Origin of the sequence: Paucibacter aquatile (genome assembly GCF_002885975.1) — a bacterium.
Lineage (GTDB): Bacteria > Pseudomonadota > Gammaproteobacteria > Burkholderiales > Burkholderiaceae_C > Paucibacter_A > Paucibacter_A aquatilis.
Genome location: NZ_POSP01000003.1, coordinates 1066584 through 1091102 on the forward strand (window position 1 = coordinate 1066584; position 24519 = coordinate 1091102).

Below are 24519 nucleotides of genomic sequence, written 5' to 3' on the forward strand. Positions count from 1 at the left end.
AGCCTCAGCTCCGCGCTTAGATTCGAGCGCTTGGAACAGGACGTAAAGATTCCGCCGCCGCGCCATGCATGCGGGTAGACTCGAATTTGACAAACGTCAAGATAGGCGGGGTCGAGACTGGCGCTTGTGGCTGTCGTTGGTTCCCAGGGAGGAGCAGGCATGCAAATCGTTTCGTGTTCGAACCCAATGCCAACTTGGCGCCTGCGGGCCTCGTTTTCGCCGCATCCGGCCGGCGACCTGCCCGGCCGCTCGGGGTCTTCAGCGTGAGCGGGCCCACCGACAGCGCCGTGCTGGACACCTTGTTCGCCAGCGATATGCCGGTCGGCCTGGCCGTACTCGACCGCGAGCTGCGCTATCAACGGGTCAACCGCGCCCTGGCAGATTTCAACGGCGTGCCGGCCGAGCACTTGCTGGGCCGCAGCGTGGCCGAGGTCCTGCCCGAGGCCTATCCCCATCTCCAACCCTTGCTGCACGCGGTGCTGCACCAGGGCCAGGCGCTGGAAAAGTTCCGCATCCAGGTGCGCGTGCCCAGCCATCCGGGCGAGCTCTCGGAGTGGGAGGCCAGCTACCTGCCGCTGCGCGATGCAGAGCAGGCCATCGTGGGCATCCTGGTGCAGGCAGTCAACCTCAGCAGCCAGCGCCGCGCCGAAGAGGCCTTGCGCGAGAGCGAGGCCCAGTTGCGCCGCGTGCTGGACGGGCTGTTCGCGTTTGTCGGCCTGCTCAGCCTGGACGGCCTGCTGCTGGAGGCCAACCGCGCCCCCCTGGAGGCAGGCGGCATCGAGAAGGACGAGGTCTTGGGCCGCCCCTTCTACCAAACATATTGGTGGGGTCACGACAACGAGCTGCAAGCCTGGCTGCAATCCGCCATCGCCGACGCCGGGCGTGGCCAGGTGATCCGGCGCGACATCGTCGTGCGCATGCGCGGAGACACGCGCATGACCATCGATTTCATGCTCGCCCCGCTGCGCGACGGGCAGGAGCGCATCAGCCATCTGATTGCCTGCGGCATCGACATCTCGGACCGCGTGCACAGCGAGCGAGCGCTGCGCGCCAGCGAAGCGCGCTTTCGCAGCGCCTTCAACGCGGCGCCCGATGGCATGGCCCTGGTCAATGCCAACGGCCGCATCTTGCTGGCCAACACGGCCATGGACCGGCTGTTCGCCTGCCCCAGCAGCGGCTTGCAGGACAGTGACATCAACTCCCTCGTGCCGCTGGCGTCGCGCAGCGGCCACCCGGCTCTGATCAGCCATTTCTTCGGCCACCTCCAGACCCGGCCCATGGCCAAACGCCGTTCGCTGCAGGCACTGCGACGCGACGGCAGCCATTTCAATGTCGAGGTGGGACTCAACCCGATTGCCGACAGCGATCCGCCCGAGGTGCTGGCCACCGTGACCGACATCGACGAACGCCTGGCGGCGCAAGCCCAGGTCGAACGCGCGCTGCAAGAGAAAACCGCCCTGCTCAGCGAGGTGCACCACCGGGTCAAGAACAATCTGCAGATCATCTCCAGCCTGCTGCGCCTGCAATCGCGCCATGTCGACGAATCGGTCAAGTTGGTGCTGCGCGAGAGCAAGAACCGCATCCGCGCCATGGCCCTGACCCACCAGCTGCTCTACGAACGCAATGACTTCACCGAGCTGGAGCTGGGCCCCTACCTCAAGCGCCTGGCGGCCCTGCTGCGCGAAAGTTACAGCGATCCCCAACAGAACATCCAGGTGCGAGTGCTGGCGCCCGAATGCGGCCTGTCCATCCATTTGCAGGAGGCCATTCCCTGCGGACTGATCGTCAATGAGTTGGTCACCAATGCCTTCAAGCATGCCTTTCCCGAAGGCCGTGCCGGCAGCATCGAAATCCGTGCCGAACACGAAGCCGAAGGTCTGCTGCATCTCGATGTCTGCGACGACGGCATCGGTCTGGCGCAGCGCCCCGATTGGAAAGACAGCCGCACACTGGGCTTCCAGCTGATCCCCCTGCTGGCCGAGCAGCTCGACGGACAGCTCAGCCTGCTCGATGGGCCCGGCACCCGCATCCGCGTCCGCTTCGCCAGCCAGCCCGACCGCGCCTCGGCCATGCCGCCCAGCGCACCCTCACCGCTCACCCAGGTCAGCCCGGAATGAACGAACTCCTGAACCCGCCGCCACCCAGCCCGCCGACGCCCACACCACGTCTGGCCCGCATTCAGATCGTCGAAGACGAGCGCATCGTCGCGCTGGATCTCAAGCAGGACCTGGAATCCCTGGGCTACATCGTCAACGGCGTGGCGGCCTCCGAGCAGCGCGCCCTGGAGTTGGCCCGCAGCGATCGCCCCGACCTGGTGCTGATGGACATCAATCTCGGCAAGGGCGGCGACGGCACGCGCGCCGCACAGACCTTGATCAGCCAGCTGCGCATCCCCGTGGTCTACCTGACCGCCTATGCAGAGCCGGCCACGCTGGAACGGGCCGGTCTGACCGCGCCCTATGGCTACTTGCTCAAGCCCTTCGAGCTGCGTGAGCTCAATGCCACCATCCGCATGGCCCTGGCGCGGCGCGAGGTCGAACGCCAGGCCGAACGGGCCGAGCAGCGCTACCGTCTGGCCCTGGACGCTGCCCAGCTCGGGGTGATGGAGTTCCATCCAGAATCGGACCAGATCGAGCTGAACGGCCATGTCGACCCCTTGCAGCTCTCCACGGCACGCGGCTTTGCACTCTCGCGCCAGGCCTTCATGGCCTGCATCGAACTGTCAGCACGCGAGCAGCTGGCCGCCCTGCTGCAACCGGGTGGCTCGGCCCATTGCGTGACGCGCTGGAAGCCCGCCCAGGAACCACCGACCTGGCTGGAGATCCGCGCCTGTCACTTCAGCGAAGGCGTGCCCGGCGACGGCAAGATCATCGGCGTGTTCCGCGACATCAGCGTGCAGCTCGAGACCGAGGCCCAGCTGCGCCGCGCTGCCGTGGTGTTCGAATCCGCGGCCGACGCCATCGTCATCCTCGATACCCAGCACCGCGTGCGCGCGATCAATCCCTCGTTCACGCAGATGACCGGCTGGACCCTGGAGCAGGTACTGGGCCAGGACGTGCGCAGCTTTCTGCCCGCCCAGCGGCAGAACGATCAAGCCCCCTTCCATGCGGGCGCCAACTACACCAGCACTGATGAAGAGGGCAGCTCCGCGCGCGCCGCCGTCTGGCATGGCGAGACCATGTGCCGGCACCGCGATGGCCGCCTGTTTCCGGCCTGGCAACACCTGGCCCCGGTGCTCGATGCCCAGGGCCGGCTCAGCCACCAGGTGCTGACTTTCACCGACATCTCGGCCCTGCGCCGGGCCGAGACGCAGATCCAGCATCTTGCCTACCACGATGCCTTGACGGGCCTGGGCAACCGGCACCACCTCGAGGTCTGCCTGCGCCACTTCATCGGCAACGAGGGGCAACGTGATCGCGAGCCTGCGCGCTTCGCCCTGCTCTTCATGGATCTGGATGGTTTCAAAACCATCAACGACACCCTGGGTCACGGCGTCGGCGACGAGCTGCTGATCCAGATCGCGCGCCGGCTGGAGCTGTGCCTGCGCCGCTCGGATGTCTCGGTGCGCCTCGGCGGTGACGAGTTCATCATCCTGCTCAGCGACATTCACCGCACGGACGACGCCACCACTCTGGCCGAGAAGCTGCTGGCCCAGATCCGCCTGCCGGTGGAGCTCGCAGGGCGTGACCCGGTGTCCGTCTCCGCCAGCGTGGGCATCGCGCAGTTTCCGGAGCACGGCCGTTCGGCAGACGCGCTGATTCAAGCCGCGGACGCCGCCATGTACGAGGCCAAGTCCGCGGGCCGCAACCGTTATGAAGTGTTCAGCGCGCGGCTGTCCGACAAGGCTGTGGCCCGGCTGCAGATTGAACAAGGCCTGCGCCGCGCGCGCCTGGGCCAGGAGTTGATGTTGCACTGGCAGCCCATCGTCGACATGGCCCGGCAGCGCGTCATCGGCGCCGAGGCGCTGATGCGCTGGCAGCACCCGGAGCTGGGCGCCATCAGCCCCGATCGCTTCATCCCGGTGGCCGAGGACATCGGTCTGATCGAGGACTTCGGCCGCTGGGCCCTGGATCAGGCCTGTCGCCTGGGCGTGCGCTGGCTGGCCAGCGGCCGGCCGCTGGAGCGTCTGGCCGTCAACATCTCGGCGCGCCAGCTGCAACGCCCAGGCTTTGTCGATCTGGTGGCCGAGGCGCTGAAACGCCACGGCCTGCCGCCGGCCTGCCTGGAGCTGGAGATCACCGAATCGACCCTGCAGTCGGTGGACAGCGGCCGCGTGATCCTGGGCGAGCTGCGCCGCTTGGGCGTCAAACTGGCCATCGATGACTTTGGCACCGGCTTCTCCTCGCTGTCCCTGCTCAAGCATTTCCCGCTCGACCGGCTCAAGATCGACAAGAGCTTTGTTCGCGACCTGGAGCGCGAGGGCCATGATCTGGCCATTGTGCGGGCCATTGTGGCCCTGGCCAGCACCCTGGGCCTGGAACTCACGGCCGAGGGCGTCGAGACCCAGGCGCAGCGCGAGGTGCTGCTCAAACTCGGGGTCAGCGATGCCCAGGGTTGGCTCTACAGCCGCGCCCTGCCCGAGGCCGATCTACTCAGCTTGCGTGAAAGCCTGGCGCCAAACGCTGCGGGCAGCGCTTGACTCAATCCGGCTTGATCTGGCTCAAGGGCTGGCCACCCCGGGCTGGCTAGAGTCGCTGCATTCCAATGACGGCTTCGTCCGCACGCGCGCCATGCCCATCGAACTGTTCCACCAGGATTCGCACCGCTGCCTGATGTTCTCCAAGCTCAGCGTGGAGGAAGGCGAGGCCGTGCAATCCAATCAGTTCCTGCTGGTACATGGCAACACCGGCGCCATCCTCGACCCGGGCGGCAATATCGCCTACAACGAGCTCTACCTGGGCCTGACCCAGTACATGGCGCCGCACAAGCTGGCCGCCATCCTGGCCTCGCATGCCGACCCTGACATCATCGCCTCACTGGACCGCTGGATGACGGCCAGCAGCGCACCGGTCTACATCTCGCGCATCTGGGAACGCTTCGCGCCGCATTTCTGCAAGCCCGGCAAGACGGCCGGCCGCATCATCGGCCTGCCCGATGCCGGCCAACGCCTGCGCTTGGGCCAGGGCAGCGCCGACAGCTTCGAGCTCTGGGCCCTGCCCGCGCATTTCCTGCACGCCGAGGGCAATTTCCAGTTTTACGACCCAGTCAGCCGCATCCTGTTCTCGGGCGACCTCGGCGCCTCGCTGGGTGCCCAGCTCGACCCCGCCAAACCGGTGACCGAACTGGCCGGCCACATCCGCTACATGGAAGGCTTCCACCGCCGCTACATGGTCAGCAACAAGGTCATGCGCCTCTGGGCAGCCATGGTGCGCGAGCTGGACATCGCCATGATCGTGCCGCAACACGGCAGCCCGATGAGCGGCCCGGCCGTGCAACAGTTCATCGCCTGGGCCGAGAACCTGGCCTGCGGCATTGACCTGATGGGGCCGGCCGACTACCGCATTCCGGATTGAGTCAAACCGGGTGACTCATGGCGCTGCCGTGACCAGCCCCCCCCGCTCACCCCCCCGTTTTGAGCAAGGCCCGGGCCGCCAGGGTGGCGACCAGGGCTTCCGAAGGCGGGCAGAAACCGGCTGCGCTGCAGGCAGCGGCTTCTGCCGCCACGGCCCAGCGCAGGTGCTGTTGCACCGGCGCTTCGCGTTGGCGCAGGCAGCTGAAGATCAGCCCGGCCAGGCCCGACTCGCGCGCGCCCACGGGGTCGACCACGTCGTAATCGGCAATCTGCGCATGCCACTCCTCGCGGCCGCGGAACAGCGTGGCATGGCCGGCCACGCCGTGCTGGAGCAGGAGCATGGCGTCCGGGTTCCAGGCGCTGATCTGGGCCAGACCGACGCGGTAGTCCTGAGCGCGGAACAGACCGCGCAGCTCGGCCTCCGAAATCTGGATCACATCGGCCAGGCGGCACATGCGCTCGAGGGTCTCGTCGTAGCGCGAATCCATCTGCAGGCTGAACTCGGGCGCATAGCTGAGCGTTTTGCCTTCGGCCTTGAGTCCTTCGGCCAGCGCCAGCAGGCGCAAGCCCAGAGGCTGACGCACCAGGCTCAAGCCCCCGAAATGAGCCCAGCGCAATCGCTTGAGCCAGCCGCTGGGCAGGCCCTCGGGGCGGAAGTGCAGGTCGGCGCTGTCCTGGCCGACAAAGAACTGCGGCGCCTCGTCGGGCCGGCTCAAGGCCATCAGCGGCGGCTTGGGCAGTTGCTGGATGAAGCGCAGGTCGAGATTGGCATCGCTGCTGTCGATCCAGATTTCCTGGCCGAAGGCATCCTGGCTGATGGCGCCGGCAAAGGCGCTGAGTTCGCCCAGGGTCGAAAGGGCCACCGCCACCTGCCAGGGCGCGCCGCGGTTGACGCTGCGCCAGAGGTCGGGGCCGCTGCGTTGCAGCTCGGTGTAGGCCGCACCGAAGGCGATGAAGCGAGGGAGGTCAGGATGGAGCACGCCGGTCATGTTGCGCATTCCAACTGCTGCAGGCGCCCAGGGCAAGCCCCCTCTTGTGGTGATAGTCACGGCCGTGCGAGCGCCGCCCCGGGCCGGGCCGGGCCGGGCCACGGCGCAAGAGGTTTTGTCGCTGGAGGCACAATCGGACGCATGCCCCCGCTCAAGAAGCCCGTGATCCCGATCGCCGACCAGCGCCAGCTGAGCGCCTTGCCGCTGCCACTGGACCCCGCCGAGCCCGCGCTGCCGCCGCGCGACCAGCTCGGCCGGCCGCTGCGCGATCTGCGCATTTCGGTCACCGACCGTTGCAATTTCCGCTGCAGCTACTGCATGCCCAAGCAGGTCTTCGACAAGCACTACGAGTTCCTGCCCCATGCCGACCTGCTCAGCTTCGAGGAGATCACCCGCCTGGCGCGCCAGTTCGTGGCCCTGGGGGTCGAGAAGATCCGGCTGACCGGCGGCGAGCCCCTGCTGCGCAAGAACCTCGAACGCCTGATCGCCATGCTGGCCGAGCTGCGCACGCCCGCGGGCCAGCCCTTGGACCTGACGCTGACGACCAACGGCTCCCTGCTGACCCGCATGGCCCAGCGCCTCAAGGACGCGGGCCTGGGCCGCGTCACGGTCAGCCTGGACGGGTTGGACGACGCCGTGTTCCAGCGCATGAACGATGTTGGTTTCCCGGTGGCCGAGGTGCTGGACGGCATCGCCGCCGCGCAAGCCGCAGGCCTGGGCCCGATCAAGGTCAATATGGTGGTCAAGAAAGGTGTCAACGACGCCGAGATCCTGCCCATGGCACGCCATTTCCTGGGCAGCGGTGTGCGCCTGCGTTTCATCGAGTACATGGATGTGGGCAGCAGCAATGGCTGGCGCATGGACGAAGTGCTGCCCTCGGCTCAGCTGCTGCAGCGCTTGCGTGAAGCCTTCACCGTGGAGCCGCTGAGCCGCAGCGTGGCCGGCGAAACCGCCGAGCGCTGGCGCATCAGCCAGGGCGGGCTGAGCAGCGAGATCGGCCTGATCTCCAGCGTCAGCCAGGCCTTCTGCGGCGACTGCAACCGCGCCCGCCTCTCGACCGAAGGCAAGCTCTACACCTGCTTGTTCGCCCACCGCGGCACCGATCTGCGCGCCCTGCTGCGCAGCCCTGCCAGCGATGCGCAGATCGCGGCCAGCCTGGCCGGCCTGTGGTCGCAGCGCAGCGACCGTTACTCGCAGCTGCGCGGTGCCGGTATGGGCCCGGATGGCCAGGGCAACGCTGCCGCAGGCGAGCGCCGGGTCGAGATGCACTACATCGGCGGCTGAGGGCGGCGCACCGATGTCGGCCCCCGCCCGCGAGCAGATCACCGGCCTGGTGCTGGCCGGCGGCCGCGGCAGCCGCATGGGCGGCGTGGCCAAGGGCTTGCAAGTGCTGCATGGCCGGCCGCTGCTGGCCCATGTGCTGGAGCGGCTGCAGCCGCAAGTCGGCCCGCTGCTGATCAACGCCAACCAGGAGCTGGAGCGGCATGCCCAGTTCGGCTGGCCCGTCATTGCCGACAACAACGACGACTACCTCGGCCCCCTGGCCGGCATCCTGGCCGGCCTACGTGCCTGCGAGAGCGACTGGCTGCTCTGCGTGCCCTGTGACAGCCCGCGCCTGCCGCGCGATCTGGCCGCGCGTCTGGCCCGGGCCTGCACCGAAGCCCAGGCCGATCTCGCCTACGCCGTCTGCGAGGGCCAGGCCCAACCGGTGTTCTGCCTGCTGCGCCCTCACCTGGCCGACAGCGCGGCGCAGTTTCTCGCCGAGGGAGGCCGCAAGCTGGAACGCTGGCAGCAGATGCAGGCCCACTGCGCCCTGCACTTCGATCAGCCCGGCGATGCTGCAGCCTTCATCAACCTCAACAGCCTGAGTGAGCTGCACGGTCTGAATCCCGAGAGCCCAGAGAATCCCAACCATGGCTGAACCTTCTGCACCCAGCATCGCCCCGCGCATCGACTGCCAGATCCGCCTGATGCGCGAGGCCGATCTGCAGGACTACAAAACCCTGCGCGACGGCATGCTGGCCGGCCACCCCGAAGCTTTCACCTCGGACGCCCGCACCGAGCTGCTGCGCGATGCCGAGAGCTACCGCGGCCGTCTCAGCGGCGGCGACGGTGGCGCCAACCTCTTCACCCTGACGGCCTGGCTGGACGGACAGCTGGTGGGCGCCATCAGCTGCGAGCATGAGGCTCGCGTCAAGGTGCGCCACGTCGCCCACATCGTGGGCATGATGGTGCGCGACGAGGTCCATGGCCGCGGCATCGGCCGCCAGCTGCTGCAACGCGCGCTGATGCTGCTGGAAGGCGAGCCGGTGCTGGAGCTGGTGACACTCAGCGTCACGGCCAGCAACCATGCGGCCGTGCGCCTCTACGAGAGCTGCGGCTTCATCCGCTACGGCCGCCTGATGGGCGCCATCAAGATGCCCGACGGCCGCCTGGTCGACAAGGATTTGATGAGCCGGCGTTTGCGCTGAAGTTTGCGCTGAAACATGCGCTGAGGCCGAGGCTTCAGCGCCCGCGCAGATCAAACTCCACCAGCAGCTCATCCTGCACCGCCAGCAAACCGCCAGCCACCGAAAAAGGCTGGAGGCCGAAGTCACTCTGGCGCAGCACCCAGGCACCGGTCACCCGAACCTGATCGGCCGACAGATCGACGTGCAAGGGCACCTCGACCGTGCGGGTCACGCCGTGCAGGCTCAGGCGCCAGCGGCCGATCAGCTTGGGCGGCTCACCGATCAGGCTCAGGCCCTGGATGCGCAGCTCGGGGAAACGCTCGGCCTGCAAGCCCTGCTCACCCAGCATATTGCGCCGCGTGGCGGCCACGGCTTCGGGGCTCAGCACCGAAGCCCAGCCAGGGCCGAGCGCCGCACGCAGCTCGGGTGGATCCAGCAGCAGCTCGTCCAGGCGCAGCTGCAGCTCGAAGCGGGCCTCGCTACCGCCGCGTGGCTGCGGCAGCGCCTGCTCGTTCAGCGGCCACCAGAGCAGGCCCCGCAGCTGCGGTGCGCTCAAGACATGGTTGTGGCCCAAGGCCGCCGCGCGCCCGGCGCGAAACACATGGATGCGCAGCTGGCTGGCCTCGGCATCGAGGCGGTACAGGCGCCCGCCCACCTGGGCTCGCAGATCGCGCTCGGCCTCGGCAAACGGCGCCAGCACCGCATCCGGACTCGACACAGCCTGGGGCGATGGCGCGCTCGCACAGCCCAGCAGCACGAGGCTCAGCAAACCAACAGCCCAAAGCCGGGCAGGCGCGCGGTGACGAGACTCAGACATGCGACTTCTTTCTCTGGCCCGGGGAGAGCCCCGAAAACTTCGAGGCATTCTGACAGCGGCCCGCAGCGCCCCCAAGGGCGAGTGCGATAGCATCGGCATAAACACGATTTCACGCGATTTCACGCGCTTTCACGAGGAGCCACCATGGCCGCCAGCCCCTTCCGACCTGCCATCGAGCTGATGGCCCAGTACGCCAGCTACCACCGCGACCGCCGCAACATCGCCACCCATTTCGTCGGCATCCCGCTGATCGTGTTCGCGGCCGGCGTGCTGCTGGCACGCCTGCAGTTCGAGGCCCTCGGCCTGTCTTTCAACGGCGCCTGGGCCGTCTGGGGCCTGAGCACGGCCTGGTACCTGACCCGCGGCAATCTGGTGCTGGGCCTGGCCGTCAGCGCGGTCAACGGCCTGCTGATGGCCCTGGCCGAGCCGCTTGCAGCTGGCTCGACGGCGCAATGGCTGAGCTGGGGCCTGGGCAGCTTTGTGCTGGGCTGGATCATCCAGTTCCTGGGCCATTACTACGAGGGCAAGAAGCCCGCCTTTGTCGACGACCTGGTCGGCCTGCTGGTGGGCCCGATGTTTGTCGTGGCCGAAGCACTTTTTGCCCTGGGCTGGGGCCGGGCCATGCTGGCCGAGATCGAGCGCCGCGTCGGCCCCACCCATCTGCGCGATCTGGCCCACCCGGTGGCCTGAGTTCTTGGGCCACGCCCACTCTGAGTCCCTGCCTGGCCTATGGCCTGGCTAGAGGGCCTGCCGAACCTTGCAAACTCAGGTGCCGCTGGAGATCGAGATGGTCGGGAACTTGGCCGAATAGTCCTTGGCCTGGGACGCAATCTTGATCGCCACCTGGCGGGCCAGGGTCTTGTACAGCGCGGCGATCTCGCCCTCGGGCTCGGCCACCACCGAGGGCCGGCCGGCATCGGCCTGCTCACGGATGGACAGGGCCAGGGGCAGGCCGCCGAGGTAATCCAGGCCGTACTGCGCAGCCATCTTCTTGCCGCCGTCGGCGCCAAAGATGTGCTCGGCATGACCGCAGTTCGTGCAGATGTGCACCGCCATGTTCTCGACCAGGCCGAGGATGGGCACGCCCACCTTCTCGAACATCTTCAGCCCCTTCTTGGCATCGATCAGGGCGATGTCCTGGGGCGTGGTGACGATGATGGCGCCGGTCACCGGCACCCGCTGGCTCAGGGTCAGCTGGATATCGCCGGTGCCGGGCGGCATGTCCACCACCAGGTAGTCCAGATCCTGCCAGCGGGTCTGGCGCAGCAGCTGCTCCAGCGCCTGGGTGGCCATGGGGCCGCGCCAGATCATGGCCTGGTCGTCCTCGACCAGGAAGCCAATCGACATCAGCTGCAGGCCATGGGCCAGCTTGGGCTCCATCAGCTTGCCGTCCAGGCTGTCCGGCCGGCCCGAGGCGCCCAGCATCAGCGGCTGGCTGGGTCCGTAGATGTCGGCATCGAGTACGCCCACGCGTGCGCCCTCGGCGGCCAGCGCCAGCGCCAGATTGGCCGCGGTGGTGCTCTTGCCCACCCCGCCCTTGCCCGAGGCCACGGCGATGATGTTCTTCACGCCCGGCAGCAGCTGCACACCGCGCTGCACCGCATGGGCCACGATCTTGCTGGCGATGGCAATGTTCACCTGGCCGACACCGGGCAGCGTGCGCACGGCGGCTTCCAGGGCGGCGCGCAGGGCGGCATGCTGGCTGGCGGCCGGGTAGCCCAGCTCCACATCAAAGGCCACATCAGCGCCATTCAGACGCAGATTCTTGATCTGCTTGCCCGACACCAGATCGCTGCCCGTGTTGGGATCGATCACGGCCTGCAGGGCTTGCAAGATGGTGGCTTCAGAGATGGGGCTGGACATGGCGATGGCTCGGGCTGCTGCGACGGGGCCCGCAGTCTAGCCGAGCCGGGAAAACCCCAGGCCGCCGGGGCCCGATGGGCCGCTCATGCCACCTGTTTGAACGCCATCACCGCTTGGTTGCGCAGGGTGCGCAGCAAGGCCAGTTCTTTCTCGCCCAGATCGATGGCGCCGGGCCGAGCCTTGTCGGCATAAATCATGGCAAAGGGCTGACCCTTGAGCATCATGGGCAGCAGCAAGAAGCTGGGGGCCCGCACCGCACCCTGGTACCAGGGCGGCAGGCGCTCGGCGATATTGGGGGCCGAGGCATCGGCGATCAAGGTGTCGGCACCCTTGTGGCACACCGCCGTGAACAAGTCCGGCGCCCCGTGGCTGGGCAGGCGCAGCGGCACGCGGAAGGCCGGCACCACCGCCTCCACGCCCTCGCCCAGGCCGAAGCGGCCGGTCAGTTGCTCGCTCTTCGGGTCACGCAGGCAGAACACCACACGCCGGAAACCGATGGCACGGAAGATGGTTTCCAGAATCATGCGCAGCACTTCGTTGAGCTTGAAGCTCTCGACCATGGCGTTGGTGATGTCCTGGATGCCCGAGGCCAGGGTCTCCACCGCCTGCTCGCGCGTCAGCGCCTGACCGGTGAGGCTGAGCGTGGGCTCCTCCAGCACCGTGGCCTGCAGCTGGTGCGGGCTCAGCGAATCGTCCGGCGCGGGCTGCAGCGGCGCCAGCAGGCGGCGTGCCGGTGAGCTCTTCGGCAGGGCGATGCCCATGGCCTCGGCCATCTGGCTCAGGCGGGCGCGGGCCCGGTCGGCGGCCTGGTCGAAATCACTGGCGCTCAGGCCCAGGGCACGGGCATGACGCTGGGCCATGGCATGCACCTTGGCATGGGCCTGGTCCGGCTCGGTGTGCAGGATGACATCGGCCACGGCATTGGCGGCATGGGCCAGCCAGCGCTGGCGCTCGGAGGGCTTGTCGATCCAGCGCTGGGGCGGCTCGCCGCTGGGCCGGCGCATGCTCTCCTGTAGGCCCTCGGGCAGGCCCCATTGCCGGGCCACGCCCAGGCCCAGCTGCTCATAGCTCATGCCCAGCACCTGGATGGAAGCACTGGCCTCGCTCAGGCCCGGTGCGATCTCCTCGCCGGCCGGACCCTGCTCGGGGCGGCGCATGCGGCGGATCTGGCGCGCCTCTTCGGGGAAGTAGAACTCGGTCAGCGAGCGGCCCAGGTGGTAGAACAAGGCAGCCAGAAAAGCCTCTTCGCTCTCCTGGCTGCTCGGTCCGTTGAGGCAGAGCTCGCGCGCCAGCGAGGCCGCCATCAGCGAGCGCAGAAACTCCTCACGCAAGGCCTGGGCATGGGCCTTGTTTTCCATGCGCTCGAGCAGGATCAGGGACAGGGCCAGGTTGCGGATGCCGCCAAAGCCGATCAGGGCCACGGCGCGCGACACCGTGCTGATGCCACCAGCCTGCACCCCACCGCCGGTGTGGCGGAACTGCACGGTGTTGACCAGGCGCAGCAGCTTTTGCGTCAGCGCCACATCCTTGAGGATCTCGTTGGACAGGCTGGACAGGCTCTCATGCTCGGACTGGGTCAGGCGCTGGATGCGGCTGATGGCCTGGCTCATGGCCGGGAAGTCGCTCTTGATGCGCATGCGGCGCAGCAGAAACTCCAGCGCTGCGCCCTCGCCCTGGGCTGCCGCCCCTTCCGGCGCGGCCTCGGGGCGCAGCCAGCGGGCCAGGGCGTCGTGCATGGCCAGGGCACTGGGCCAGCGCTGGGCCGGGTCGCGGGCCAGGCCGCGCTGAACGATGGCGCGCAAGGCGTCGTCCACCTCGGGCCCGAGGCCGGGCGGCAGCTGCAGCTCTTCGTCCTTGACCCGGCGCACCGATTTCCAGGGATCGGGGTCATGGTTGAGGCGCTGGCCACTGAGCATTTCGGCCAGCAGCACGGCCGCAGCGAAGACATCCATGGACGGTGTCGGCAGCTCGCCGCGCGCCGCCTCGGGCGAGAGATAGGCCGGGGTGCCGACGATGCGCGGGCCGATTTGCCCCGGCCCGCTGTTCGCCGAGGGCACACTCAGTCGTCCGGCGATGCCGAAGTCCATCACCCGCGGCCGGCCCTTGGCATCGATCAGGATGTTGCTGGGCTTGAGGTCGCGGTGCACCACGCCGGCCTGGTGGGCGGCCTGCAAGCCATCGAGCAGGCCCAGGCTCAGCTCCACCGCCACCCGGGCCGGCAGGGCGCCGCCGCTGTCCACCTGACGGCGCATGCGGTCGGCCAGCGAGCCGCCGGCCACGTACTCGAAGACCAGATAGGCCTGGCCATCCTGGATGTCGGCCTCGAAGACCGGCACGATATTGGGGTGGTGGAGGCGGCTGACGGCGCGCGCCTCGTGCAGCCACTCGTCCACGCTGCGGCCATCGCTGGGCGGGCGCAGCACCTTGAGCGCCACCTCGCGGTCCAGGCGCGGGTCATGGGCCAGCCAGACGGTCGCCTGCGCGCCCTCGCCCAGGCGCTTGAGCAAGTGAAAGCGCCCCAGCTGCGGCACGTGCAGATCGGCCAGCGGCGCCGGCATGGTGTAGCCGCCGAATTCGGACGTCGCCGCCTCCTCCGCAGACTCCTGGATCAGATCACTCGGTTCGTCGGCGGGCAGCGTGGGCAGCATGGTGGGGGCGCAAAGCTCGGGGAGGTCTCAGCACCGGAGCACCGGCGTGAAAGCGAAGGACGGACACAGGCCGGCGCGCATGGCCGCTAGCCGGTGGCGCCGCCGGTCAGGCGCTTGCGCAGGGCCGAGGCGCGGGGCGCATCGACCAGGGCCGGCGGCTGCTGGGCGTCGAAAGTGGGTGGCGGCGGCGTCTCGGGGTTGAGCGCCTGCTTGATGTCCTGCAGGCCCAGGCCCAAGGCGCGGGCGTAGCGGCGCGTGGCCGCCTCGACGGCAGGCTGGCGGCGCGCCTCGACCTGGGTCAGGGCGTCGACCAGCTCATTGGCCAGGCTGCAGGTCAGGCGCAGCAGATCGGCGTCGTTGCTGGGGTGGCGCACGGCCGCCTCGGGCGGCTGGCGGCGGATCATGTGGACCAGCTCCTCGCCCAGGCTCCAGTGCTTGGCCACGGCCGCGCCCAGCGCCTCCAGATCGCAGCCCAGCACCGCGTAGGCGGCGGCTTGCTCGGTCATGCCCTGAGGATGGGGCTGGTCTTCGGTGGGCTCGGGCGGCTGCATCAGCTGGCGGATCTGCTGAGCATCGTCCGGGAAGTGGTACTGCAGCAGCAAGCGGCCGAGGTTCTGCATGACCGTGATCAGGTAGACCACCTCGCCGTCGTAGCCGGCCGGGCGCAGCACCTGGGCGATCTGCCCGGCGCGGTGCACCCGCTTCATCAGGCTGCGCAGCATGGTGGCCTGCAGCTCGCTGAGCGGCCCGGGCCAGGGCTTGAGCGCACGGGCGGCCTGCTGCACCCCGTCCAGGCCCAGCATGGCGATGGCGCGCTGCATATTGAGCACGGTGCCGTCCACTGGCGCGCCGTTCTGCTTGAGCGAGAGGTTGACGCGGCGCAGCAGCTCCAGGCTCAGGGCCATGTCCTGCAGCACCAGGGCCGACAAGGTGCTGCTGTGCTGGCGCTCCAGGCCGGCACCGATGCGGCTGAGATTGGGGCTGGTGCTGGGCAGATGGCCGATGCGCTGCAGCTTGTCCATCAGCAGGGCGATCGGGCCGCCCTGATCGCTGGCGGCGGTGGTGCGCCAGCCATCGAGGGCGCGCAGCAGGCTTCGGGCGATGTGGTAGCGCTGGCGGGCCTGGCGGTCGCTGGCGCGGTTGCAGATGGCGCGCAGCGGGTCGGGAATGGGGTGCGGCGTCTCCCAGCCCAGGCGCACCAGCTCGCGGCCCAGGGGCTGCATCTGCTGCACCACGGCTTGCAGATCGTTCTGCTCCAGCACCGGCCGGCCGCTGAGGATGCGGTGCAGCAAGAGGCCGACGCAGAGCACATCCTCCGCCGCCGACTCGCGCACCGCGCGGCGGGTGACGGTATTGAAATCCACGGTGGCCGGAAACACCTCTTGCGCCACCTCCAGGCCCAGCACACGGACCTGGTTGTTGGCGCCGATGATGAGAGTGCAGCACTGCACATCGCGGTGGGCATGGCCAGCTTCGTGGGCGAAGGCCAGGCCCTCCAGGTACTGGCACACCCACTCGGCCGCTTCGACCGGCAGCGGGGCGCTCTGGCGGGCCAGGCGTTCATCCAGGGTTTCGCCGAGGGCACGGTCGTAGGCCACAAACGGCCATTGCTCGACCTGGCCGATCTCGATCACATGGGCCAGATTCGGGTGCTGCACGCGCGAGGCGGCCTGGGCCATCTTCTGCCAATGCTCCATGGCTGCAGCGCTGTTTGGCGCCACGCGCGGCATGCACAGGTACAGCTCCTGGCCCAGACGCGCGTCGTAGACCACCCACAGCATGCTGCGCGCGCTCTTGTTGAGCAGGGCGCGCAGCTCGAAGCGGCCGAAGCGGCGCATGGGCGCCGCGGCGACCGTCTTGTCGGCGGGGGTGGATGAAGAGGCGGAGGCGTCTGACACGGACAAAGCGGGACCCAACAGGACCGAGATCGTTATCGCCCTATTGGACACAAACTGCAACAACTGCAGGCCACAAGCTGAGCGGGAAAGGCGGTTTATTTCCGCTCAGCCCCCCCCTACTGCCCCCTGCCCTCCTGCCCTCCTCACCTGCTCCCGAGTTCTCAAGCCTGCAGCTGGGCCCAGACCTTGTGGCTCCGACCTGACATGCCCTGCGGGCAGATGTCAGTCTCGCCGCAAAGTCTGGCCTCAGCCTTGTAGCTGTGCCCAGACTTTGTCCAGCCGCTTGACGCTGACCGGCTGCGGCGTGCGCAGCTCCTGGGCAAAGAGGCTGACGCGCAGCTCCTCCAGCTGCCAGCGGAAATCGGCCAGGCGGGCGTCAGCCGTGCCCTTGAGCTCGATGACGCGGCGCAGATAGCGCTGCTCCAGGGGCTTGAGTTCGGCCATCAGCTTGGCGTCGCGGGCGGCATCGGCGCGCAGCTTGTCCAGGCGGGCGGTCACAGCCTTGAGGTAGCGCGGCAGATGCTGCAACTGGGCCCAGGGCGTGGTGAGCACAAAGTTCTTGGGTGCCAGGCGTTGCAGCTGGGCGGTGATGTCCTCGGCCACGTCCTTGGCGGCGCGGCTGTCCTTGAGCTTCTTCTGCGCGGCATGGAGCTCCTGCAGCACCACGCCGGTCTGGCGCGCCACTTCCTGGGCGATCAGGTTGAGGCGGCTGCGGCCTTCTTCGATGCGGGCTTTGAAGCTGAACTCATCCTTGGGCAAGGGTTCGGCCAGGAAGGCGCGGTCCAGGGCCACGCCGATGATCTGGTCGCGCAGTTCCTCGGCCGTGCCCAGGTTCATGAACAGCACCGACATTTTTTGCAGATCGGGGATGTTCTTCTCCAGGAACTTGAGCGGCTCCTTGAGCTGCAGCGCCACCAGGCGACGCAGGCCCTGGCGGTGCTTGGCGGCGGCCACATCGGGCTCGTCAAACACCTCGATCTCGACATGGCTGCTGCGGTCGATCAAGGCCGGGAAACCGATCAAGGTCTGCGAACCGCGGCTGACCTCCATCAGCTCGGGCAGCTCGCCGAAGGTCCAAGCGGTGTAGGTCTTGGCGGTCTCTTGCACCGGCTTCTTGGCTGGCACCACCTCGGCGCGAATGCCACCTTTCGCCACGGGCGGCAGCGGCTCGGTCGCAGGCGCCGATGACGGCAGCTTGAGCGCAGCCAAGGCCTGGAAGGCCGAGCGCGCCTGGCCGCCCAGCTCCGACTTCAGCGCCGCCAGATTGCGGCCCTGGCCGAGCTGGCGGCCATGCTCGTCCACCACGCGGAAGTTCATGAACAGATGCGGCTGCAGCTGTTCGAGCTTGAAGTCATTGCGCTGGATGGCCAGCTGCGTGCGCTCGCGCACCGCCTTGAGCAGCACCTCGATCAGGGCGCCTTGGGCAAAAGGGTGGCTGGCGATGAACTCGGCGACGAAGTCGGGCAACGGCACCAGGCGCGAGCGCGGGCGCTGGTGCAAGCTCTTGAGCAAGGCGGTGATCTTGGGCGCCAGCATGCCGGGCACCAGCCACTCGCAGCGCTCCTCGCTGACCTGGTTGAGCGCGAAGATGGGCACGTTGACGGTGACACCGTCGCGCGCATCGCCAGGCTCGTGCAGATAGCTGACCGTGCAGTCGACGCCGCCCAGGCGCAGGGTCTTGGGGAAGGCCTCGGTGGTGACCCCGGCGGCCTCGTGGCGCATCAGCTCCTCGCGGCTCAGATGCAGAAGCTGTGGGGCTGCCTTGCTGGCCTGGCGGTACCAGCGCTCCAGCGTGGCGCCCGAGCAGACCTCGGCCGGCAGCTGGCTGTCGTAGTAGGCGTAGATCAGCTCGTCGTCGACCAGCACATCCTGGCGGCGAGATTTGTGCTCGAGCTCCTCGACCTTCTTGATCTGGCGCTCGTTGTGGGCCAAGAAAGGCAGGCGGGACTCCCATTCGCCATTGACCAGGGCCTCGCGGATGAAGATCTCGCGCGCCGCTTTGGCATCGACATTGCCGAAGTTCACGCGCCGGTTGGCGTAAATGACGATGCCGTAGAGCGTGGCGCGCTCGAGCGCGATCACCTCGGCCGCTTTTTTCTCCCAGTGCGGCTCCAGCAGCTGGGTCTTGATCAGGTGACCGGCGATGCCGGGCAGCCATTGCGGCTCAATCGCCGCAATGCCGCGGCCGAACAAGCGCGTGGTTTCCACCAGCTCGGCGGCGACGATCCAGCGGCCCGGCTTCTTGCTCAGGTGGGCGCCGGGATGGCGCCAGAACTTGATGCCGCGCGCGCCCAGGTACCACTCATCCTCATCGCTCTTGAGGCCGAGATTGCCCAGCAAGCCAGCCAGCATGGACAGGTGCAGCTGCTCGTAGGTGGCGGGGCTGCCGTTGAGGCGCCAGCCCTGCTCGGCCACCACGGTGTGCAGCTGGGAGTAGATGTCCTTCCATTCGCGCACGCGGCGCGGGCTGATGAAGTTTTCGCGCAAGAGGGCTTCGTAGCGGCGGTTGCTGAGCTTGTGCTCGCCGTGGCCGCCTTTCGCTTCCTCGATCCACTTCCAGAGCTTGAGGTAGCCGAGGAACTCGCTCTTCTCGTCGTCGAACTTCTTGTGCTTCTCGTCGGCCGCTTGCTGCTGCTCCATGGGCCGGTCGCGCACGTCCTGGCCGGACAGGGCGCTGGCGATGATCAGCACCTCATTGAGCGCTTCGCGCTTGCGCGCTTCCAGAATCATGCGGCCCACGCGCGGGTCCAGCGGCAGGCGCGACAGCTCCTTGCCCAGGGGCGTGAGCTCGTTGAAATCGTCCACCGCGCCCAGCTCCTGCAGCAGCTGGTAGCCATCGGCGATGGCCTTGCGCGGCGGCGGCTCGATGAAGGGGAACTCGTCAACCTGGCCCAGGCCCAGGGACTTCATGCGCAGGATCACGCCGGCCAGCGAGCTGCGCAGGATTTCCGGGTCGGTGAAGCGTGGGCGCTCGTTGAAATCTTTCTCGTCATAGAGCCGGATGCAGATGCCGTTGCTCACCCGGCCGCAGCGGCCCGCACGCTGGTTGGCCGAGCTCTGGCTGACCGGCTCGATCTGCAGCTGTTCGACCTTGTTGCGGTAGCTGTAACGCTTGACCCGCGCGGTGCCGGGGTCGATGACGTAGCGGATGCCGGGAACGGTCAAAGAGGTTTCAGCCACATTGGTGGCCAACACGATGCGGCGCTGGCCATGAGGCTCGAACACGCGGTCCTGCTCCTGCTGCGACAGGCGCGCGAACAGGGGCAGCACCTCGACCCCGGGCGGGTGGTGCTTGCGCAGGGCCTCGGCCGCCTCGCGGATCTCGCGCTCGCCGGGCAGGAAGACCAGCACATCGCCGCCACCCTCGCGCCAGAGCTCGTCCACCGCGTCGCAGATGGCGTTATTGAGGTCGTACTCACGCGACTCTTCAAACGGCCGGTAACGCTGCTCGACCGGGAAGGTCCGGCCCGAGACCATCAAGACGGGAGCAGGCCCCTTGGCGGACTCGAAATGCTTGGCGAAGCGGTCGGCGTCGATGGTGGCCGAGGTGACGATGACCTTGAGGTCCGGCCGGCGCGGCAGCACCTCGCGCAGATAGCCGAGCAGGAAATCGATGTTCAGCGAGCGCTCATGGGCCTCGTCGATGATGAGGGTGTCGTAGGCTTTGAGCAGCGGGTCGGTCTGCGTCTCGGCCAGCAGGATGCCATCCGTCATCAGCTTGACGCTGGCGCCCGGCTGCAGGCGGTCCTGGAAGCGGACCTTGTAGCCGACGATCTCGCCCAGCGGCGTCTTCAGCTCGTCGGCAATGCGCTTGGCCACGCTGCTGGCGGCAATGCGCCGCGGCTGGGTGTGGCCGATCAGCTTGCCGGTGTTGGCGCGGCCGCGGCCCAGAGCCAAGGCGATCTTGGGCAGCTGGGTGGTCTTGCCCGAGCCGGTCTCGCCGCAGACGATGATGACCTGGTGCTCGGCCAAGGCCTGGGCGATGTCATCGCGCCGGCTGGACACCGGCAGCGATTCGGGGAAGGTGATGGGCGGCAGCGGGTTGGCCGGCGGCAGGGGCCGCTCGCTCTCGGACCGCGGGGGCCGCGGTGGGCGCGGCGGGCGTGGCGGACGCGCCGCTTCGGCCGGCTCGGGCGCGCCGGCGGCCGGGCGGTCCACCGATCGATCCAAGGAGCGGGGGACCGGGCCGGCCGCGGGCTGAGCCGGGCGCGGAGTGTCAGGGCGGGCAGTGCCCGGTGGACGAGGGGGATGGGGGGGCTTGGCGTTCACGAGGCGCGGATTATCCGTGCTGCGCGCATTCCCGCCCGGGTGGATGGCCAAGCGCTCAGGTCAAAGCTGAAGCCTGGCACCGTTCACGCGCCGGATTCGCATCGCGCCTCACCTCGGGAAGACCCGCAGCTGCGGCACAATCCCGGGCCATGAGCCTTGTCTTCCCCCACACCTTCGTCCCCTGGTTTCGCGCCGTGGCGCCTTACATCCACGCTTACCGAGGCGAGACCTTTGTGGTGGGCATGCCGGGTGAGCTGGTGGCGGCCGGCAAGCTCAATGCCTTTGTGCAGGACCTGTCCATCCTGCATGCCATGGGCATCAAGATCGTGCTGGTGCACGGCTTTCGCCCGCAAGTGAACGAGCAACTGGCCGCCAAGGGCCAGAAAGCCATCTACAGCCACGGCATGCGCATCACCGACGCCGTGGCCCTGGACTGCGCCCAGGAGGCCGCCGGCCAGCTGCGTTTCGAGATCGAAGCGGCCTTCTCCCAAGGCCTGCCCAACACGCCCATGGCCAATGCCACGGTGCGGGTGGTCTCCGGCAATTTCCTGACGGCCCGCCCGGTGGGCATCGTCGACGGCACCGATTTCCAGCACAGCGGCCTGGTGCGTCGCGTCGATGCGGCGGCCATCCAGCGCGCCATCGACAGCGGGGCGGTGGTGCTGCTGTCCCCGTTCGGCTTTTCGCCCACGGGGGAAGCTTTCAATTTGTCGATGGAAGATGTGGCCACCAGTGCCGCCATCGCCCTGCAGGCCGACAAGCTGCTCTTCGTCTGCGAAGTGGCCGGCGTGCGCGAAGACCCCAGCGACCCGGACAGCCCGGTCGACACCGAATTGGCCCTGGCCGACGCGGTGCGCATGCTGGCGCGCTCGAACAAGCCGGCCGCCGGCGCCACACCGCCGATCGATGTCGATTTCTACCTGCAGCACTGCGTCAAGGCCTGCCAGTCGGGCGTCGAGCGTTCGCACATCGTGCCCTTCGCGGTAGACGGCGCCCTCTTGCAAGAGGTCTACACCCACGACGGCATCGGCACCATGGTGGTCGATGAAAAGCTGGAAAGCCTGCGCGAGGCCGACTCCGACGACATCGGCGGCATCATCGCCCTGATCGAACCCTTCGAGCGCGACGGCACCCTGGTCAAGCGCGACCGGACCGAGATCGAGCGCGACATCGAGCTCTACACCGTGATCGAGCACGACGGCGTGATCTTCGGCTGCGCCGCGCTCTACCCGTACGTGGAAGCGCGCACGGCCGAGATGGCGGCCTTGACCGTCTCGCCCGATGTGCAGGGCCAGGGCGACGGGGACCGCATCCTCAAGCGCATCGAGCAACGCGCCAAGGCACAGGGCCTGAGCAGCATCTTTGTGCTGACCACCCGCACCATGCATTGGTTCATCAAGCGCGGCTTCCACCCGGTGGACCCAGAATGGCTGCCCGAAGAGCGCAAGCGCAAATACAACTGGGACCGCCGCTCGCAGGTCCTGGTCAAAAAACTGGGCTGATCCCACTGAAAAAGCTCGCCGCTGACACGGCCATTGCTCGCACGCTAGAGTGCGCCACCCTGGGCCCTCGGGCCACACACCTTTTTGTTTCGCTTCGTTTTCACGACCCCACAAGGATTCACCCATGGCACGCACCATCCACTGCACCCATCTGAACAAGGAAGGCGAAGGCCTGGATTTCGCGCCCTACCCGGGCGAACTGGGCAAGCGCATCTACAACAACATCAGCAAGGAAGCCTGGGCGCTGTGGATGAAGCACCAGACCATGCTGGTCAATGAAAACCGCCTGAACCTGGCCGATCTGCGCGCCCGCCAATACCTGGCCCGCCAGATGGAGCAGTTCTTCTTCGGATCTGGCGCCGAAGCGGTGGCGGGTTACGTCCCGCCCACAGCCTAAGCGCGGCACCGCTTTGCGCGGAACCTCCGCCGACGGGGCCTGACAGCCCGGCACTGGCCGATTTGCCCTCGCGCCTGCAAACACAACCCGCTTCGCGCGGGTTTGTTTTCAATCTCAAACAAGAATAATTCTTGTTCAATGTACACTTTCAAGCATTCTCAAGGACCGGAGTTGTCTCTCATGCGAAACCTCACCCCCACCCTGCGTCAACGCGTTTTCTCGCCGCTGCAACGCCCCCTGCTGGCCCTGAGCCTGCTGGCCGGTTTGTGCGGCGCAGGGACCTCAGCTTCAGCCCAGGAACAGCTGAATTTGTATTCGGCCCGTCATTACCAAACCGACGAGGCCCTGTATTCGAATTTCACCAAGGCCACCGGCATTCGAATCAACCGCGTCGATACCGATGACGCCGGCCTGCTGGCCCGTTTGAAGAGTGAGGGCGCGGCCAGCCCCGCCGATGTGGTTTTGCTGGTCGATGCCGCGCGTTTGTGGCGGGCGGAAGAAGAAGGTTTGTTCCTGCCGATCAAATCGGCCGTGCTGGAACAACGAATCCCCGAGCAGCTGCGCGCCAAGGAAACTGCCCAGGGCACCACTTGGTTTGGCCTGTCGACCCGCGCCCGTGTGGTGGTTTACAACAAGCTGAACGTCAAGAAAGATGAGGTGCTCAATTACGAAGACCTGGGCGCCGCCAAAAACAAGGGTCGGGTTTGCACCCGCTCGGGGTCGCACCCTTACAACCTCTCCCTGTTTGGCTCGGTGTATGAACATTTGGGCGCGGCGGCCACCGAGCAATGGCTCAAAGGCATGGTCGCCAATATGGCGCGCGAGCCCAAGGGCGGTGATACCGACCAAATCAAGGCCGTGGCCAGCGGGGAATGTGGTGTGGCCATCACCAACACCTACTATCTGGCCCGCATGATGCGTTCCGACAAACCGGAAGATCGCAGCGCCGTGGAAAAGATCGGCGTGGTGTTCCCGAATCAGCAAAGCTGGGGCACCCACATCAATATCGCCGGCGGCGCGGTGGCCCGCCATGCCAAAAACCGCGCCAACGCGATCAAGTTCCTCGAGTATCTGGCCAGCAACGAAGCGCAAGCCTATTTCGCCAACGGCAACAACGAATGGCCGGCCGTGCCCTCGGTGCGCCCGGTCAACCCGGCGCTTGACGCCCTGGGGCGCTTCAAGAGCGAAACCATCCCGGTGGCCGTGGTGGGCAGCCACCAACCGCAGGTGCAGCAGATTCTTGACCGCGTCGGTTACAAATGAAGCACCTCGGGCCAGGGGTTTGATGAATCTCACTTGAGTATCCAAGGATACTGAGGATCAAATCACAACAGGGTTTGAACGGACTTGTTTGATTTTGGGCGGTCATGCCTATAATCAAACCGACCATTTGGGTTGGACACCAAACCTTGCGAGGATTTGCACCGATGTCATCATTGAAAGACCTCCTGGCCCAACGGGCTGCACTCGACCAACAAATCGCCGAAACCAAGGAACGCGAGCGCGCCGATGCCATCGCCAAGGTGCGCTCCCTGATGGCTGATTTTGGTTTGACCGCCGCCGATTTGAGCACCCGCGCGCCCAAGGTTGCGAAATCCGCCTCCAAAGTGGCCGTGAAATACCGCAATCAAGCCACCGGTGAAACCTGGAGTGGCCGTGGCCTGCAACCCAAGTGGTTGAAAGCTGCCATTGCCGGCGGTGCCAGCCTGAACGATTTCCACGTTTGAGGGTTTGAGCCCTTGCCGAGGCTTGAAGCTCGGCCGGCGTTTTGCGCTGAAACTCCGAAGCAAACCCAACGCTCCCGGCGCTGGCACAGCCCACCAGATTTCAGTCTCGAGTTCGCCCGCAGCACCGCCTGCCAGTTTCTAAAACGCGCCTCGTCGCACATCTCAAAAAGCCGCCGCTTCGGGCGGCTTTTTTTTGGGCCGCAGGCAGCGCCACGCCACACTGAAACTCGGCTTGGCCTCGGGTGAAATTGATGCCTGGCCGCACCGCCCACCCCGTTTGAAGGGGCAGAAAACCCTGGCAAGCCTCGCCATGACTGCTAGCATCGCCGCGCCACTGAAAATCCAATCCAAAGCGGACGGAGTTTCAGGGTGAATGTAGCGTCTCTTGCGCCTCGAAACCGGCCGCGGGACGCCTCGATACATAGACCGCACGCCTTCACCTTGGCC

The 24519-nt window shown here is 67.3% G+C and carries 17 protein-coding genes; 11 read left to right on the top strand and 6 right to left on the bottom strand.

What is annotated here, in order from left to right:
- Positions 1 to 263: 263 nt before the first annotated feature.
- The 3 genes from C1O66_RS07860 to C1O66_RS07870 all read left to right on the top strand — a co-directional run bounded on the left by C1O66_RS07860 (position 264) and on the right by C1O66_RS07870 (position 5513).
- On the top strand, positions 264 to 2117 hold the full coding sequence (locus C1O66_RS07860) for a PAS domain S-box protein (RefSeq protein WP_165794528.1): 1854 nt from the start codon (positions 264 to 266) through the stop codon (positions 2115 to 2117).
- Positions 2114 to 4639 (top strand): two-component system response regulator, encoded by a 2526-nt coding sequence (locus C1O66_RS07865; protein WP_102767368.1) that lies wholly within the window; start codon positions 2114 to 2116, stop codon positions 4637 to 4639. Before C1O66_RS07860 ends, C1O66_RS07865 begins: the two co-directional genes overlap by 4 nt.
- A 91-nt stretch (positions 4640 to 4730) precedes the next feature.
- Complete coding sequence (locus C1O66_RS07870; RefSeq protein WP_102769537.1) at positions 4731 to 5513, top strand: oxygen-binding di-iron domain-containing protein; 783 nt, start codon at positions 4731 to 4733, stop codon at positions 5511 to 5513.
- 46 nt (positions 5514 to 5559) lie between these two features.
- Here C1O66_RS07870 and C1O66_RS07875 read toward each other — a convergent pair whose 3' ends face one another.
- On the bottom strand, positions 5560 to 6510 hold the full coding sequence (locus C1O66_RS07875) for a PfkB family carbohydrate kinase (protein ID WP_102767369.1): 951 nt from the start codon (positions 6508 to 6510) through the stop codon (positions 5560 to 5562).
- Between the two features lie 132 nt (positions 6511 to 6642).
- Between C1O66_RS07875 and moaA the strand changes: the two genes are divergently transcribed.
- Genes moaA through C1O66_RS07890 form a run of 3 tightly spaced genes read left to right on the top strand, consistent with a single transcriptional unit; the run spans position 6643 to position 8972 of the window.
- Positions 6643 to 7785, top strand: a complete 1143-nt coding sequence (gene moaA / locus C1O66_RS07880) for a GTP 3',8-cyclase MoaA (RefSeq protein ID WP_102767370.1) — start codon at positions 6643 to 6645, stop codon at positions 7783 to 7785.
- A gap of 13 nt (positions 7786 to 7798) precedes the next feature.
- The gene (gene mobA / locus C1O66_RS07885; protein WP_102767371.1) at positions 7799 to 8422 is read left to right on the top strand and encodes a molybdenum cofactor guanylyltransferase MobA; all 624 of its coding nucleotides are present in this window, start codon (positions 7799 to 7801) and stop codon (positions 8420 to 8422) included.
- Positions 8415 to 8972: a GNAT family N-acetyltransferase gene (locus C1O66_RS07890; RefSeq protein ID WP_102767372.1), complete on the top strand. Its 558-nt coding sequence runs from the start codon at positions 8415 to 8417 to the stop codon at positions 8970 to 8972. The genes mobA and C1O66_RS07890 overlap by 8 nt, the downstream gene beginning before the upstream one ends.
- A gap of 34 nt (positions 8973 to 9006) precedes the next feature.
- Here the strand turns inward: C1O66_RS07890 and C1O66_RS07895 are convergent, their stop codons facing one another.
- Positions 9007 to 9768 carry a YceI family protein gene (locus tag C1O66_RS07895; RefSeq protein WP_165794529.1) on the bottom strand — a complete coding sequence of 254 codons (762 nt, stop codon included), beginning with the start codon at positions 9766 to 9768 and terminating at the stop codon, positions 9007 to 9009.
- A 144-nt stretch (positions 9769 to 9912) separates the two neighbouring features.
- Between C1O66_RS07895 and C1O66_RS07900 the strand changes: the two genes are divergently transcribed.
- Positions 9913 to 10458, top strand: a complete 546-nt coding sequence (locus C1O66_RS07900) for an Mpo1 family 2-hydroxy fatty acid dioxygenase (RefSeq protein WP_102767374.1) — start codon at positions 9913 to 9915, stop codon at positions 10456 to 10458.
- A 75-nt stretch (positions 10459 to 10533) separates the two neighbouring features.
- On the opposite strand, the gene apbC is transcribed toward C1O66_RS07900, so the two are convergent.
- From apbC to hrpA, 4 genes are all read right to left on the bottom strand, one after another.
- Positions 10534 to 11631, bottom strand: coding sequence for an iron-sulfur cluster carrier protein ApbC (apbC, locus tag C1O66_RS07905; RefSeq protein ID WP_102767375.1), 1098 nt, complete (start codon positions 11629 to 11631; stop codon positions 10534 to 10536).
- Between the two features lie 83 nt (positions 11632 to 11714).
- On the bottom strand, positions 11715 to 14279 hold the full coding sequence (locus tag C1O66_RS07910) for a serine/threonine protein kinase (RefSeq protein ID WP_243392739.1): 2565 nt from the start codon (positions 14277 to 14279) through the stop codon (positions 11715 to 11717).
- 86 nt (positions 14280 to 14365) lie between these two features.
- Positions 14366 to 16177: an HDOD domain-containing protein gene (locus tag C1O66_RS07915; RefSeq protein ID WP_133155135.1), complete on the bottom strand. Its 1812-nt coding sequence runs from the start codon at positions 16175 to 16177 to the stop codon at positions 14366 to 14368.
- Positions 16178 to 16423: 246 nt separating this feature from the next.
- Positions 16424 to 20446, bottom strand: coding sequence for an ATP-dependent RNA helicase HrpA (gene hrpA / locus C1O66_RS07920; RefSeq protein ID WP_165794530.1), 4023 nt, complete (start codon positions 20444 to 20446; stop codon positions 16424 to 16426).
- A 149-nt stretch (positions 20447 to 20595) separates the two neighbouring features.
- On the opposite strand from hrpA, the gene argA reads away from it, so the two are divergent.
- The 4 genes from argA (at position 20596) to C1O66_RS07940 (ending at position 24072) form a co-directional block, all read left to right on the top strand.
- On the top strand, positions 20596 to 21948 hold the full coding sequence (argA, locus tag C1O66_RS07925) for an amino-acid N-acetyltransferase (protein ID WP_102767378.1): 1353 nt from the start codon (positions 20596 to 20598) through the stop codon (positions 21946 to 21948).
- Between the two features lie 124 nt (positions 21949 to 22072).
- A complete protein-coding gene (locus C1O66_RS07930) occupies positions 22073 to 22345 on the top strand; it encodes an oxidative damage protection protein (protein WP_102767379.1) in 273 nt (90 codons plus the stop codon).
- Positions 22346 to 22525: 180 nt separating this feature from the next.
- Positions 22526 to 23608 (top strand): extracellular solute-binding protein, encoded by a 1083-nt coding sequence (locus tag C1O66_RS07935; RefSeq protein WP_102767380.1) that lies wholly within the window; start codon positions 22526 to 22528, stop codon positions 23606 to 23608.
- A gap of 164 nt (positions 23609 to 23772) precedes the next feature.
- Positions 23773 to 24072 carry an H-NS histone family protein gene (locus C1O66_RS07940; protein WP_102767381.1) on the top strand — a complete coding sequence of 100 codons (300 nt, stop codon included), beginning with the start codon at positions 23773 to 23775 and terminating at the stop codon, positions 24070 to 24072.
- Positions 24073 to 24519 lie beyond the last annotated feature (447 nt).

Bases quoted from the DNA above. Each gene is read 5' to 3' on its own strand.
- mobA (WP_102767371.1), top strand. From the start codon at position 7,799: ATGTCGGCCCCCGCCCGCGAGCAGATCACCGGCCTGGTGCTGGCCGGC.
- C1O66_RS07865 (WP_102767368.1), top strand. From the start codon at position 2,114: ATGAACGAACTCCTGAACCCGCCGCCACCCAGCCCGCCGACGCCCACA.
- apbC (WP_102767375.1), bottom strand. From the start codon at position 11,631: ATGTCCAGCCCCATCTCTGAAGCCACCATCTTGCAAGCCCTGCAGGCC.
- C1O66_RS07935 (WP_102767380.1), top strand. From the start codon at position 22,526: ATGCGAAACCTCACCCCCACCCTGCGTCAACGCGTTTTCTCGCCGCTG.
- C1O66_RS07900 (WP_102767374.1), top strand. From the start codon at position 9,913: ATGGCCGCCAGCCCCTTCCGACCTGCCATCGAGCTGATGGCCCAGTAC.
- C1O66_RS07895 (WP_165794529.1), bottom strand. From the start codon at position 9,768: ATGTCTGAGTCTCGTCACCGCGCGCCTGCCCGGCTTTGGGCTGTTGGT.
- C1O66_RS07930 (WP_102767379.1), top strand. From the start codon at position 22,073: ATGGCACGCACCATCCACTGCACCCATCTGAACAAGGAAGGCGAAGGC.
- C1O66_RS07910 (WP_243392739.1), bottom strand. From the start codon at position 14,279: ATGCTGCCCACGCTGCCCGCCGACGAACCGAGTGATCTGATCCAGGAG.
- C1O66_RS07875 (WP_102767369.1), bottom strand. From the start codon at position 6,510: ATGCGCAACATGACCGGCGTGCTCCATCCTGACCTCCCTCGCTTCATC.
- argA (WP_102767378.1), top strand. From the start codon at position 20,596: ATGAGCCTTGTCTTCCCCCACACCTTCGTCCCCTGGTTTCGCGCCGTG.
- C1O66_RS07940 (WP_102767381.1), top strand. From the start codon at position 23,773: ATGTCATCATTGAAAGACCTCCTGGCCCAACGGGCTGCACTCGACCAA.
- moaA (WP_102767370.1), top strand. From the start codon at position 6,643: ATGCCCCCGCTCAAGAAGCCCGTGATCCCGATCGCCGACCAGCGCCAG.
- C1O66_RS07870 (WP_102769537.1), top strand. From the start codon at position 4,731: ATGCCCATCGAACTGTTCCACCAGGATTCGCACCGCTGCCTGATGTTC.
- C1O66_RS07890 (WP_102767372.1), top strand. From the start codon at position 8,415: ATGGCTGAACCTTCTGCACCCAGCATCGCCCCGCGCATCGACTGCCAG.